Origin of the sequence: Micromonospora sp. RP3T (assembly GCF_003027925.1) — a bacterium.
Classification (GTDB): domain Bacteria; phylum Actinomycetota; class Actinomycetes; order Mycobacteriales; family Micromonosporaceae; genus Micromonospora.
In genome coordinates this window covers 55,946-68,912 of record NZ_PYPS01000014.1, presented here as the reverse complement: position 1 = coordinate 68,912, position 12,967 = coordinate 55,946, and the positions used below count along the sequence as shown (strand labels likewise).

Below are 12,967 nucleotides of genomic sequence, written 5' to 3'. Positions count from 1 at the left end.
GCACGGGCGTGTCCCGAACGTCCGTTTCCGGGGCCGCTCCCGGTCCTGGTGGACTACCGCCAGAACACCGCGACCGCCGCGTTGAGCAGCGTCAACCCGATGATCGCGAGGAAGTGCCCCCGGTTCACGGACTCCCGCTTACGGGAGAAGAAGACCATGACGAAGATGAGCAGCGCGAGCACCAACTTGGTAACAAGCTTCGCCGGGGCCGGCTCGTCGCCGTCGCGCAGCGGCGCGGAGAGCCCGAGACCGGTCAGGATCTGGATCACCGCCCCCCACAGCATTGCCGCGTTGATCCGCAGCCGGCCGCTGACGTACTGGGCGATCCCGCCGCCGAGCAGCAGCGCGAAGCCGATCAGATGGACGTAGAGAAGGATCAGTCGAAGAGCTTCCACGCCGGCCATCCTCCCCCATCAACGACACTGCGTAGTAGTCACCCCGCCGAGCTGCCGTCATACCGTGACCTGGGCCGGCTCGGGTGCCGCCGGCACCTCCCCGGCGACCTCGGCCCGCCGACCGGCCAGCACCAGCACCAGCCCCACCAGCGCGTACCCGATCAGCACCGCCAGCGGCCGGCCGGCGCCCGCGCCGTCGAAGAACGCCGCCGAGCGCAGCAGCGTGCCGCCCGCGCCGACCGGCAGGAACTGCCCGACCGTCCCCCACGGTTGCGGCAGCAGCTCGGGCGCGGCGGCGACCGCGGAGAGCGGGTTGCCGACCAGGAAGACGAGCAGCGCCCCGAGGCCGAGGCCGGCGCGGCCGAGCAGCGCGCCGAGACCCGCCACCGTGGCGGCGGCGGCGAGCGAGAAGAGACCGATCGCGGCCGCCTCCCGCCACGGGTCGCCGTCGAGCAGACCGAGCCAGCCGTGCAGCACCGTGACACCGGCCGCGCCGGCGAGCGCCGCGTACCCGAGCAGGCCGGCCAGCCGCGCGCGCCGGCCGACCACCAGCAGCGTGAGCAGCGCGCCGACCAGCATGCCGGTGAGCGCCAACGGCAGGAACCCGGCGGCGAACCCGGCCCCGCGCGGGTCGTCCGGGTCGGTCGGCACGACCGTCGTCACCGGCACCGGGCGGCCGGCGGAGAGCTGGCCGGCGGCCTCGGTGAGCAGGGCCGCCACGGTCGGGCCGGCGGCCGGCGCGGTGTGCAGGGCGACGCCGTCCGGGCCGGCCACGAACGCGGCGTAGACCTCCCGGTCGCGTAGCGCCCGGTCGGCCGCCGCCGCGTCCGGCAGCGCGGTCACCGTGAAGCCGCCGGGGCGGGCGGCGGTCAGCCGGGCGGTCAGCTCGGCGACGGCCGGCGGCGGCCCGGCCACGGCCACCGGCAGGTCGCGCGGCGCGAGGTGCGCGGCAGGGGCCGCGAACAGCGGTACGAGCAGCACCTGCACCACCACCGCCACGCCGACCAGCAGCGCGGTGAGGGCCCAGGGCGAGCGGGAGCGGAGCATCGTCGCCTCCTTAAAACGAATGTTCGTTCTCTTGAACCTGAGCGTGCGCCGCCATCGACGCGTTCGTCAAGAACGAACGTTCGCTTTAGAATGTGTGTCGTGCCACGCGTCTCCGAACAGCACCTCGCCGCCCGCCGCCAGCAGATCCTCGACGCGGCCCGGCGCTGCTTCCTGCGCGACGGCTTCCACCAGACCTCGATGCAGGACGTGATCCGGGAGGCCGGGCTCTCGGTCGGCGCCGTCTACCGCTACTTCCCCAGCAAGAACGACCTGATCACGGCCATCGCCCAGGCGGTCGTCGGCACCGCCGACGAGAACTTCGCCGACCTGTCCACCGCCGACCCGCCGCTGCCGCTGACCGGGGTGCTGGAGCGTGCCCTGGCCTTCGTCGACGGCCAGCTCGGCCCGGACGGGGTGCTGCCCCTGGCGTTGCAGGTGTGGAGCGAGGCACAACGGGATCCGGTGCTGGCCGAGTTCGTCGCCGCCACGTACACCCGGTTGCGCGGCCACTTCGTGACCGCCGCCCGGCGGGCGCGCGACGCCGGCGAGCTGCCCCCCGAGGCCGACCCCGACGCGGTCGGCGCGGCCCTGTTCGGCCTGGTGCCGGGGTACTTCACCCAGCGCATCCTCACCGGCTCCCCCGACCGCGCCACCTACCTGACCGGCGCCCGGTCCCTGCTCCGCTGAGGTGTTAGGAGGGGCCCCCGGTTATGCAGAAAGCGTTAACCGGGGGCCCCTCCTTTCACCACCTCCAGAGCTGGAAGGTGGGGCCGTCCGCGGGGAGGGTGGCGGTGCCGGGGGGCAGCGCCGGGGCGCCGCCGTAGATGTTCTCGGCGGCCGGCAGGCCGGTCAGGCGCAGCGGGGTGCCGGGGGCCCGGCGGGCCAGGGCCAGCACGCCTCCGGTCGGGGCCTCGCGCAGGAAGACCAGCGTGTCCGCGTCGGCGTGCACCCACCGCAGGCCGCCGTGCCGCAGCGCCGGCTCGGCGCGGCGCAGCGCCAGCAGCGACCGGTACGCGTCGAACGTGCGCCGGTCCCAGCTCTCCGGCCGGTGCCACGGCATCGGGGTACGCGAGCCCTCCCCGTTCGTGCCGGTCAGGCCCAGCTCGTCACCGGCGAAGACGACAGGGGTCCCCGGCATGGTGGCGAGCAGCCCGGCCGCGACCTCCTGCCGGGCCGCGTCGCCCACCACGGTGCGGATCCGGGCCGAGTCGTGCGAGCCGAGGAGCTGCCACGAGTGCGTGTACGACCGCCACGAGACCAACGACCGGTAGGCGTTCATGGTGGCCAGCACCGCGTCCGCGTCCCGCCGCCGGACCCCGCCTGGCGTGCCGAGGAAGTTCGGCACCGGGCCGTCCCCCGCGCGCAACCAGGACCACACCGGGTCGGTGAACCCGACGTAGTTCATCGTGCCGTGCCAGCCGTCGCGGTCCAGGTCGCCGGTGTGGTCGTGGCCGTGCTCGGCGAGCAGCAACGCGTCCGGGCGGGTCTCGGCGACCACCTCGCGCAGCAGTCGCGCCACCTCGTGGGTGTACGCGTCGGCGCCGCGCCGGCCGGTCATGTTCGCCACGTCCACCCGCCAGCCGTCCAGCCCGTACGGCGGACGCAGCCAGCGGCGCAGCAGCGAGTCCTCGGCGGTGGCGAACCGGCGGCGCAGTTCGGCGCTGCCCCAGTTGAGCTTCGGCAGCGACTTCACCCCGTTCCACGACTCGTAGTCCTGTCCCGGGAGGTCGAAGTAGTACAGGTCCCGCTCCAACGCGTTGACGTCCGAGACCGCGGCGGTGAACCAGCGGTGCGCGTCACCGGTGTGGTTGCTGGTGATGTCGCCGAGCAGTCGCCAGCCCCGGGCGCGTACCGCGTCGGCGAGCCGGACCAGCGCCGCGTCGCCGCCGAGCAGCGGGTCGACGGTGTCGAAGCTGGACGCGTCGTACCGGTGGTTGGAGCGGGCCGGGAAGATCGGGGTGAGGTAGACCGTGTTGACGCCGAGCCGGTCCAGGTGGTCGAGGCGCTCGGTGATGCCGTCCAGGTCGCCGCCGTAGAACTGGCGGGGCGTCTCCGGACCGCGCCCGATGACCGGCGTGTCCCAGTCGCACGGGACGGCCCAGTCGGGCGCGGTGCGCCCGTCCGCCGCGGCCGAGCGGGCGAACCGGTCCGGGAAGATCTGGTAGATCACCGCGTCCCGGGCCCACGCCGGCGGCGGCGCGTAGCTGACCAGCTTGAAGTCGCCGTGGTCCGGCACGTCGTGGTCGGCGGTGCCGGCCGCGTTGAGCCAGCGGGCGCCGGCCGTGCCGTCGAGCAGGAAACGGTAGTTGCTGACCGGGTTGCGGACCTCGACGTCGGCCCGCCACCACACGTCACCGTCCGTGGCGCGGTCGACCACCGCCTCGGCGAAGTGCGGCTCGCCGTCGCCGGTGGTGCGCACGTGCACCTGGTCGACGCCGGCGCCGGCCGGCACCCGGACGAAGACGGGGACGGTCTGCCCGAGCGCGGGCTCCTGCTCCGGGACGTAGGTGGCGGAGCCGTCGTGGTGCGGTGGAAGGGACATGCCGCGGCCTTTCGCGTCGTACCGACAGGGAGTGGGCGGGCACCCGCCGCGGTCGGTCACCCGACCGCGACGGTCCGCCCGCCAAACCGCTCCGGTGTACGCCGACACGACGCCCTTGCCGCAGCGTGAGCCGAGGAGGCTCAGCCTTTGACCGCTCCGGAGGTGAGGCCGGAGACGATGTAGCGCTGGAGGAGTTGGAACACCAGCACGGTGGGGATCGCGGTGAGCAGCGTGCCCGCCGCGAACATCCCGAAGTTGTTGTTGCGTTCGCCCGCGACCAGGCCGAACATGCCGACCGCGAGCGTCTTCGACTCGGTGTTGGTGAGGAACACGTTGGCGATGATGAACTCGTTGATCGACCCGATGAACGCGAGCAGGCCGGTCACCGCCAGGATCGGCGCCACCAGCGGCAGCATGATCCGGAAGAAGACCTGCACGTGCGACGCGCCGTCCATGGTCGCCGACTCGTCCAACTCCTTCGGCAGCGTGTCGAAGAAGCCCTTCATCAGCCAGGTGTTCGCGCCCAGCGCGCCACCCATGTAGAGCAGGAACAGGCCCCACGGGGTGTTGAAGCCGATCGACGGGTACAGGTCGGTGATCGTGGTGAAGATCAGGAAGATCGCCACGATCGCCAGGAACTGCGGGAACATCTGGATCAGCAGCAGCGTGAGCAGACCGATCCGCCGCCCGGCGAACCGCATCCGGGAGAACGCGTACGCGGCCAGCGCCGACAGGAAGATCGACGCGAAGCTGGCCACGCCCGCCAGCAGCAGCGAGTTGAGGAACCAGTGGCCGAACGCGGTCCGGTCGAACAGGTTGGTGAAGTTCTCCAGCGACGCCCCGGTCGGCAGCAGCTCGGTCGAGGAGAGCGTGCCGAGCGGGTTGAGCGCCGCGGAGATCACGAACATGATCGGGAAGAGGCTGAACAGCACCGCCAGCACCCCGACCAGATGCCGCCAGCCCACCTGGGCGAACCACCGGCCGCGCGACCGACGGGCGGCCGGTGTTTGCGCGATGCTGGTCACGAGTACACCTCCTCCTGCTTGCGGGTGCGCCGGAAGCTGATCGCCGAGACGGTCGCCACGATCGCGAAGATGAAGATCGAGACGGTGGCGGCCAGGCCGTACTCGGCGCCCTGGGCGCCGAACGCCAGCCGGTACGTGTAGGTGATCAGCAGGTCGGTGGCGCCGTTGCGCGGGTTGTCCGGCGCGAACGGCCCGCCCTCGGTGGTGAACAGGATCGCGTTGACGTTGTTGAAGTTGTACGCGAACGACGCGATCAGCAGCGGCGAGAGCGCCACCAGCAGCAGCGGCAGGGTGACCGCCCGGAACGACTGCCACGGGCTGGCCCCGTCGACCGAGGTGGCCTCCGTCAGCTCCCGCGGGATGGCCTGGAGCGCGCCGGTGGCCACCAGGAACATGTACGGGTAGCCGAGCCAGAGCTGCACCAGCAGCACCGCGACCCGGGCCGACCAGGCGCCGCCGAACCAGTCGACGTCCAGCCCGAACAGGTTGTTGAGCAGGCCGAAGTCGGTGTTGAACATGTCCCGCCAGACCAGCAGCATCGCGAACGACGGCATGGCGTACGGGAGGATCAGCAGCATCCGGTAGAGGTTGGTGCCGCGCATCCGGGGCGAGTGCAGCGCGAGCGCGATGGCCATGCCGAGCAGGAAGGTGAACCCGGTGGAGCCGATCGCGAACGCGAAGTTCCAGGCCAGCGTGCCGAAGAACGGGCCGGAGATGTTCGGGTCGGTGAGCACCGCGCCGACGTTCTTCAGCCCGACGTTCACCTTCCAGCCCTGGCTGAGCCGCTCGCCGTCGGCGGCGACGAAGGAGCCGACCTTCTCGTCGGCGGTCCAGGTCTTGCCGCTCTCGCTGTCTCTGATGCAGTCGCAGCCGGCGTCGTACGCCCGGGCTGCCTTGCCCTCGTAGGCCCGGGTGAGGCCGTTGGAGCGGATGGCGCCGTCGTCGGTCGGCACGATCAGCGCGGTGACCGCGTCGCTGCGGCTGCTGGCCTGCCCGATGTTCAGCACGGTGTAGCCGTCCGCGGCGGTGATCTTGCCGCTGAGGCTGCTGACGGTGACGGCGCCGGCGTCGAGCTGGCGCAGCCCGCCCGCGTCGCCCGCGAAGACCTCCTTGGTCTTCGGGTCGCTGAGCAGGAAGGTCAGCGGGCCGGTCGCCGGGTCGCCCTTGGTGGCGATGGTGAGCGCGTACTCGGTCGAGCCGGGCACCTGCTTCACCGAGGAGGTCTGGATGGCGACGACCGCGTCGTCCTTGCTGCCGCGGTGGCCGTCGCCGAAGTTCGAGAACGCGGTACTCGCGGTGAGGAGCACCGGCAGCACCTGGAACGCGATCAGGAAGAGCGTGCCGGGGACCAGGTACTTGGCCGGGATGTGCCGGCGACCCAGGTAGAGGTAGAACAGGGCGGCGGTGGTGGCCACCAGGACGCCGAGCCCGATCCAGTGCCCGGCCTCGATGAGCGGGAACGCCGCCCAGAGCGCGATCCCGGCCACCAGGCCGAGCAGGACCACCTTGACGACGAGGCCGGTCGCGGTGATCGGCGCGTGGTGCCGCGCGGTACGCGGGAGCCCGGGGCGAGCGGGCTCCCGGCCCGGGGTCCGCGTGGCGGACCCCGGGCCGGACAGCGGCGCGCTCATTACTTGATCTGACCCTGGATGGTCTTGCCAGCGGCCGTGATCGTCTTGGCCGGGTCGGCGCCACCGATGACGGCGGCCTCGGCCTTGCCGAACGGGTCCCAGATCGCGGCCATGGCCGGGATCGCCGGGAGAACCTGGCCGTTCTTGCCGGCCTCGGAGAACTTCGCCAGGTCCGGGTCCTCGCCCTTGACCTGGTCGAAGGCGGCGGTCAACGCCGGCGGGCGCGGCTCGGCCTTGTACAGCGCGACGGCCAGCTCGGGCTTGGTCACGTAGTTGGTGACGAACTCCTGGGCCAGGGCCTTGTTCTTGCCCTTGGCGGCGACGTAGAACGCCTGGACGCCCACGAACGGCTGGGCCTCCTTGCCACCGGCGAAGCCGGGGACCGGGGAGATGTCGTACTTGATGCCGGCCTTCTTGGCGTCGGCCACGGCCCACGGACCGGAGACCAGGAAGGCGCACTTCTTGCCGGTGAAGGTGGAGATCGAGTTCTCCGGGGTGATGGACCGCTTCAGCGCGCCCTCGCCCTTCTCACCGAGCTTCGCGATCTTCTGGAACGCGGCGATCGACTCCGGCTTGCCCACGCCCAGGTCCTTCGGGTCGTAGTCGCCGTTGGCGGCGGTGCCGAACAGGTAGCCGCCGGCCGAGGAGTACAGCGGGTAGATGTGGTACGCGTCGCCGTTCTGGCCGGACTGGAGGCAGAGGATCTCGCTGGCCTTCTTCTCCGCCTTGAGCTTCTTGCCGGCGGTGACCAGGTCCTCGATCGTCTTCGGCGCCTCGGGGGCCAGCTCGGTGTTGCGGAGCAGCGCCAGGTTCTCGGTGGCGTAGGGCACGCCGTAGAGCTGGCCGTTGAAGGTGACCGCCTTGATCGCGGTCTCGTTGAAGCCGGCCTTCTGCTCGGCCGTGAGCTGGACCGGGTCGATGGCGCCGTTCTGGACCAGGTTGCCGATCCAGTCGTGCGCGCCGACCACGGCGTCCGGGCCGCTGCCCTGCTGGGAGGCGGTGACGAAGTTGGTCTGCAGGTCCTTGGAGACGGCCTGCACCTCGACGGTCACGCCGTTCTCCTTGCCGAACTCCTCGGCGAACGGCTTGAGGGCGGCGGTGCGCTTGTCGTCGGCCCAGATGACCAGCTTGCCGCCGGTCGCCTTGCTGGCGGACTGCTCGGCGGCCGGCTTGTCGCTGCCGCTGTCACCACAGCCGGACGCGGCGAGCGCCAGGCCGAGGACGGCGACCACACCCGCGGTACGGATGCGCATCGGTACTCCTGTCGTCATGGCGGCACGCCGGGGGAAGGGCGACCGCCAGTGGGAACCTCTGAAAATTCTTGCTGACCGGCGCGGGGGTGCTGCGCCGCTGCTCTCGCATGTTGCGGGGACGTTAGCAAGAGGTTGCAGAGAATGGAAGGGCTTGCAGAAGTGTACGCAAGACTTTGCCGTTGAGCTAAAGTGCCGCCATGCGCGCTCGACTGTCCGACATCGCCCAACAGGCCGAAGTCAGCGAGGCCACGGTGTCGCGGGTGCTCAACGACCGCCCCGGAGTGGCCCCGGAGACCCGGCAGGCCGTCCTCACCGCCCTCGACGTGCTCGGCTACGAACGCCCGGCCCGCCTTCGCAAGCGCAGCGCCGGGCTGGTCGGCCTGGTCGTGCCCGAGCTGGACAACCCGATCTTCCCGGCGTTCGCCCAGATCATCGAGTCCGCGCTGGCGCCCACCGGCTACACGCCGGTGCTGTGCACCCAGACCCCCGGCGGCGTCCGCGAGGACGAGTACGTCGAGATGCTGCTGGACCGGCAGGTCTCCGGCATCGTCTTCGTCTCCGGCCTGCACGCCGACACCGCCGCCGACCACGACCGGTACCGCACGCTGCTCGCCCGGCCACTGCCGATCGTCATGATCAACGGGTACGCGCCGGGCATCCCCGCGCCGTTCGTCTCCTGCGACGACCGGGAGTCCGCCGAACTCGCGGTCGCCCACCTGGTCGCGCTCGGGCACCGGCGGATCGGCCTGATCACCGGTCCGGACCGGTTCGTCCCGGTGCAGCGCAAGGTCGCCGGCTACAAGGCCGCGATGCGGCGCCTCACCGACATCTCCGACGACGACCTGACCGAGCTGACCGAGCTGTCCCTGTTCGGCGTGGAGGGCGGCGAGGCCGCCGCCGGCCGGCTCATCGGGCGCGGGGTGACCGGCCTGGTCTGCGGCTCGGACCTGATGGCGCTCGGCGCGATCCGGGCGGCCCGCCAACGCGGTCGCTCCGTCCCCGAGGACGTCTCGGTGGTCGGCTACGACGACTCACCGCTGATGGCCTTCACCGATCCGCCGCTGACCACGGTGCGCCAGCCGGTCGCGGCCATGGCGGTGGCCGCCGTCCGCGCCCTGGTCGACGAGATCAACGGGCACCCGTCCCCGAACTCCGAGTATCTGTTCCGCCCGGAGTTGGTGGTACGCGGCTCCACCGCGGTCGCCCGGCCCGCCCCCACCCCCAAGCGCCAACGCCCCGCCCCCACCCTTCCCGTCCCCGCCTGACCCCGTCCCGCCCGACGCCGGGGCGGGCGTCTCGGGATCTGGGAGAAGTGCGGACGGTGACCGGCCTGGTCGGGCGGGTGATCGGCGTCATTTCTTGCGCAAGGAATGCTTGACTCTTGCAGCGCCGACGCGGCATCCTGCTCAGACACCCCTGCGCCGCCACAGAACGGGATCGCCGCCGATGACCTCCGCCCCCACCCCCACGCCACCGGCCACCGACGACGACTGGTGGCGGTCCGCGGTCGTCTACCAGGTCTACGTCCGCAGCTTCGCGGACGCGAACTCCGACGGCGTCGGCGACCTCCAGGGCATCCGGGGGCGCCTGCCCTACCTGCGCGAGCTGGGCGTGGACGCGCTCTGGCTGACGCCGTTCTACACCTCCCCGCAGGTCGACGCCGGCTACGACGTGGCCGACTACCGCGACGTCGACCCGCTCTTCGGCAACCTCACCGACTTCGACGAGATGATCACCGACGCGCACGCGCTGGGCCTGCGGATCATCGTCGACCTGGTGCCGAACCACACCTCCAGCGCGCACCCCTGGTTCGCCGCGGCGCTCGCCGCCGGCCCGGGTTCCCCGGAGCGCGAGCGCTACCTGTTCGCCGACGGCAAGGGCGAGCAGGGCGAGCTGCCCCCGAACGACTGGGAGAGCATCTTCGGCGGCCCGGCCTGGACCCGGGTGGTCGACGGCCAGTGGTACCTGCACCTGTTCGACCCGGCCCAGCCCGACCTGAACTGGCGCCACCCCGAGGTGCGCGCCGAGTTCGAGGACGTCCTGCGCTTCTGGCTGGACCGCGGCGTCGACGGCTTCCGGATCGACGTGGCGCACGGCATGATCAAGGCCGAAGGCCTGCCGGACGTCGGCTTCAGCACGATGACCACCGGGCAGCGCCAGTCGGATCTGCTCGGCAAGGGCCGGCTGCCCTACTTCGACCAGGACGAGGTGCACGACATCTACCGCGCCTGGCGGCCGATCCTGGACAGCTACCCGGGCGGCCGGATGGCGGTCGCCGAGGCGTGGGCCGAGACGCCGCAGCGGCTGGCCCGCTACATCGGGCCGGACGAGCTGCACCAGGCGTTCAGCTTCGACTTCCTGGAAGCCACCTGGTCGGCCGACTCGTTCCGCAAGGTGATCGACACCGCGCTGGCCGAGTCGACGATCGTCGGCGCGCCCACCACCTGGGTGCTCTCCAACCACGACAAGCAGCGCCACGTCACCCGGTACGGCGACGGCGAGGTCGGCCTGCGCCGCGCCCGGGCCGCCGCGCTGCTGATGTTCGCGCTGCCCGGCTGCGCCTACGTCTACCAGGGCGAGGAACTGGGCCTGCCGGAGGTGCTGGACCTCCCCGACGAGCTGCGCCAGGACCCGTCGTTCCTGCGCACCGGCGAGAGCCGGGACGGCTGCCGGGTGCCGATCCCGTGGAGCGGCGAGCTGGCCCCGTACGGCTTCGGGTCGGACGGCAGCGAACTGAGCTGGCTGCCGGCGCCGGCGACCTGGCGGGCCCTCTCGGTGGCCGCCCAGACCGGGGTACCCGGCTCGACGCTGGAGCTGTACCGGGCGGCGCTGCGGGTCCGGGGCACGCACCCGGCGCTTGCCGGCCTCGGCGGCATCACCTGGCTGGAGACCGAACCCGGCGTGCTGGCGTTCCGTCGGGCCGCCGGGGACACGGAGCTGACCTGCGTGGTCAACCTCAGCGGCGCGGACGTGACGGTCGCCGGCTTCGGCCGGCCGCTCGTCGCCAGCGCCGATCTCACCGAGCGGGGCGACGGCCACGTCCTGCCGGTGGACGCGGCTGCGTGGTTCGAACGGCGCTGAGCCGGGTAACCCGCCAACGACCTGGTCGTCCGTTGTGCTCCGCGCCGACGGGCGGCTGGGCTGCCGACCCCTTGTGGTGGGGGGTGAGGTGACATCGGCCCCCGGGAGTCCGCTCCCGGGGGCCGGCGTCCGTTCGGGGCGCCGCGCCGGTGGTCAGCCGCCCTTGGCGGTGAGCAGCGCGGCGATCCGGGCGAAGCCGGCGCGGACCTCGTCGGCGTCCGGCGGCTCCGCCGGTTGCGGCTCCGGCTGGCGTTCGGCGGCCAACTCCAGCTCGTCGTCGATGACGTCCTCGAAGTCGCCGTAGAGATCCGCCTGGTCGGCCTCGGCCGCCTCGTCCTCGGCGGCGATCTGCGCGGCGGCGATCTCACCGCGGATCTCCTCCGGCGTTAGCGCCGGCAGCAACGGCTCCACGACCGCCATCAACTGCTCCTCGGCCACCACCGCCTCGGCCAGCGCCAGCGCGTGCGGTCGCTCGTACGGGCCGCAGACCACAGGCTCCCACTCGTCGTCGGCGGCCAGCGGACCGAACGTGATGATCCAGGGCAGGCCGAGCATCGGCGAGTCGTCCGGCAGGTCCAGTGTCACGAGTGCGCCCACCGGCCCATCATTGTCGTTCCGCGCCCGCCCGGGGACCGCAATCCGACGAGTCTCCCCGCTCAGGCGACCGCGCTCAGCCACGCGTGCCGGCGTCCAGCGCCGCCCGGACCAGGGCGACCGCCCGCTCCGGCGACACACCCAGGCGACGCGCCTGGGCGGCGTAGTCGGCGGCGGCCCGGTGCAGCCGGTCGGTGGCGTCGTCGCGCCCGGGCGCCACCACCGTGCCGTGCCGGCCCCGGGTCTGCACCAACCCGGCGGCCTCCAGCTCGCGGTACGCCCGTGCCACCGTGTTCACCGCCAGCCCCAGGTCGGCGGCGAGCTGCCGGACCGCGGGGAGCCGGGTGCCCACCGGCAGCCGACCGTCGCCGACGGCGCTCGCGAGCTGGGCGCGCACCTGCTCGTACGGGGGTGTCGCCGACTCCGCGTCCACCCGGACCCGCGGGTTCATCCCCCGCCACCCGGGGTGCCCGGGTCGGTCTCCTCGTCCAGCACGTCGGCCTCCACGTCCACCTCCCGCGCACCGCCCTCGGCCAGGTCGACCACCCGGCCGTACCGGCTGGTGGCGGCGAGCGCGGCGCCGAAGAGCACCATCTGGTTGAGCAGGTAGAGGTAGAGCAGCAGACCCACGGCGGTCGCCACCACCGTGTACGCCGGATTCCGCTCGGTGCGCACCACGTAGTAGCGCCCCACGGTGTTGAGCAGCGTGATCCCGATCGCGACGGTCAACACCGCCGGGCGCAACCGGCGGCGGCTCATCCGCAGCCGAGGCACGGCCAGCAGGAGGGCTGCGGCGAGCACGGCGTTGACCAGCACGCTCAGCACCGCGCTGACCGTGGTCAGGCCGACCGAGCCGGTACTGCGCAGCAGGAAGCGCAGCAACGACTCCAGCGCGTCGACGGCGGCGACCGAGACGAAGAGCAGCACGAAGACCGCGACCAGCACGCCCAGGTCGACCAGGCGGCGCACCACGAGGTTGCCGGGCTGCTGGTTCAAGCCGTACATCAGGCGCTGCGACGAGCGGATCGCCTCCACCCAGCCGATCCCGGTGAAGACCAGGATGACCAGGCCGACCACGCCGACGGTGTTGCTGCTCTCGGCGATCTGCGCCGGGTCGAGGAACGGCAGGTTCTCCCGGAGGAACTCGGCCGCCGCGCGGCTGACGTCCTCGTTGTCGCGCAGCACCGCGCCGAAGACCCAGTACGCGACCAGGGCGAGCGCGAACACGGCGAAGAAGCCGTAGTAGGCGATGGCGGCGGCGAGCCGCCCGGCGAGCAGGTCGGCGTAGAGCGTCCCGGCCAGCCAGACGTGGTCGAAGGCGGACGAGCGACAGCGGGCCGCGTCGATCCGACGCCCGACCGCCACCTCGATCCGGCCGAAGACGTTCACCCCGCCATCC

Annotated in this window: 12 protein-coding genes; 3 read left to right on the top strand and 9 right to left on the bottom strand. The window is 72.3% G+C overall.

Annotated elements, in window-relative coordinates; all coding sequences use genetic code 11:
* Positions 1 to 53: 53 nt before the first annotated feature.
* Positions 54 to 395, bottom strand: coding sequence for a hypothetical protein (locus C8054_RS13655; RefSeq protein ID WP_091061503.1), 342 nt, complete (start codon positions 393 to 395; stop codon positions 54 to 56).
* A gap of 57 nt (positions 396 to 452) precedes the next feature.
* Positions 453 to 1,442: a hypothetical protein gene (locus C8054_RS13650; RefSeq protein ID WP_107157165.1), complete on the bottom strand. Its 990-nt coding sequence runs from the start codon at positions 1,440 to 1,442 to the stop codon at positions 453 to 455.
* Between the two features lie 99 nt (positions 1,443 to 1,541).
* Between C8054_RS13650 and C8054_RS13645 the strand changes: the two genes are divergently transcribed.
* The gene (locus tag C8054_RS13645; RefSeq protein ID WP_199199740.1) at positions 1,542 to 2,129 is read left to right on the top strand and encodes a TetR/AcrR family transcriptional regulator; all 588 of its coding nucleotides are present in this window, start codon (positions 1,542 to 1,544) and stop codon (positions 2,127 to 2,129) included.
* 55 nt (positions 2,130 to 2,184) lie between these two features.
* Here C8054_RS13645 and C8054_RS13640 read toward each other — a convergent pair whose 3' ends face one another.
* The 4 genes from C8054_RS13640 to C8054_RS13625 all read right to left on the bottom strand — a co-directional run bounded on the left by C8054_RS13640 (position 2,185) and on the right by C8054_RS13625 (position 7,893).
* Positions 2,185 to 3,984, bottom strand: coding sequence for an alpha-amylase family glycosyl hydrolase (locus C8054_RS13640; RefSeq protein WP_107157163.1), 1,800 nt, complete (start codon positions 3,982 to 3,984; stop codon positions 2,185 to 2,187).
* A gap of 140 nt (positions 3,985 to 4,124) precedes the next feature.
* Entirely contained in the window at positions 4,125 to 5,009 is an 885-nt protein-coding gene (locus C8054_RS13635) for a sugar ABC transporter permease (RefSeq protein WP_107157162.1), read from the bottom strand.
* Positions 5,006 to 6,640, bottom strand: a complete 1,635-nt coding sequence (locus tag C8054_RS13630) for an ABC transporter permease subunit (RefSeq protein WP_107157161.1) — start codon at positions 6,638 to 6,640, stop codon at positions 5,006 to 5,008. Before C8054_RS13630 ends, C8054_RS13635 begins: the two co-directional genes overlap by 4 nt.
* A complete protein-coding gene (locus C8054_RS13625) occupies positions 6,640 to 7,893 on the bottom strand; it encodes a maltose ABC transporter substrate-binding protein (protein ID WP_107157160.1) in 1,254 nt (417 codons plus the stop codon). The genes C8054_RS13630 and C8054_RS13625 overlap by 1 nt, the downstream gene beginning before the upstream one ends.
* A 197-nt stretch (positions 7,894 to 8,090) precedes the next feature.
* Here C8054_RS13625 and C8054_RS13620 point away from each other — a divergent pair, with 197 nt between their 5' ends.
* Both C8054_RS13620 and C8054_RS13615 read left to right on the top strand, forming a co-directional pair.
* Entirely contained in the window at positions 8,091 to 9,158 is a 1,068-nt protein-coding gene (locus C8054_RS13620) for a LacI family DNA-binding transcriptional regulator (protein ID WP_107157159.1), read from the top strand.
* Between the two features lie 181 nt (positions 9,159 to 9,339).
* On the top strand, positions 9,340 to 10,974 hold the full coding sequence (locus C8054_RS13615) for a glycoside hydrolase family 13 protein (RefSeq protein WP_107157158.1): 1,635 nt from the start codon (positions 9,340 to 9,342) through the stop codon (positions 10,972 to 10,974).
* A gap of 153 nt (positions 10,975 to 11,127) precedes the next feature.
* Here C8054_RS13615 and C8054_RS13610 read toward each other — a convergent pair whose 3' ends face one another.
* The 3 genes from C8054_RS13610 to C8054_RS13600 form a co-directional block, all read right to left on the bottom strand.
* Positions 11,128 to 11,571 carry a hypothetical protein gene (locus C8054_RS13610; RefSeq protein WP_107157157.1) on the bottom strand — a complete coding sequence of 148 codons (444 nt, stop codon included), beginning with the start codon at positions 11,569 to 11,571 and terminating at the stop codon, positions 11,128 to 11,130.
* Between the two features lie 73 nt (positions 11,572 to 11,644).
* Positions 11,645 to 12,019: a GntR family transcriptional regulator gene (locus C8054_RS13605; RefSeq protein ID WP_107157156.1), complete on the bottom strand. Its 375-nt coding sequence runs from the start codon at positions 12,017 to 12,019 to the stop codon at positions 11,645 to 11,647.
* Positions 12,016 to 12,957, bottom strand: coding sequence for a YhjD/YihY/BrkB family envelope integrity protein (locus tag C8054_RS13600; protein WP_107157155.1), 942 nt, complete (start codon positions 12,955 to 12,957; stop codon positions 12,016 to 12,018). Before C8054_RS13600 ends, C8054_RS13605 begins: the two co-directional genes overlap by 4 nt.
* Between the last annotated feature and the right edge of the window lie 10 nt (positions 12,958 to 12,967).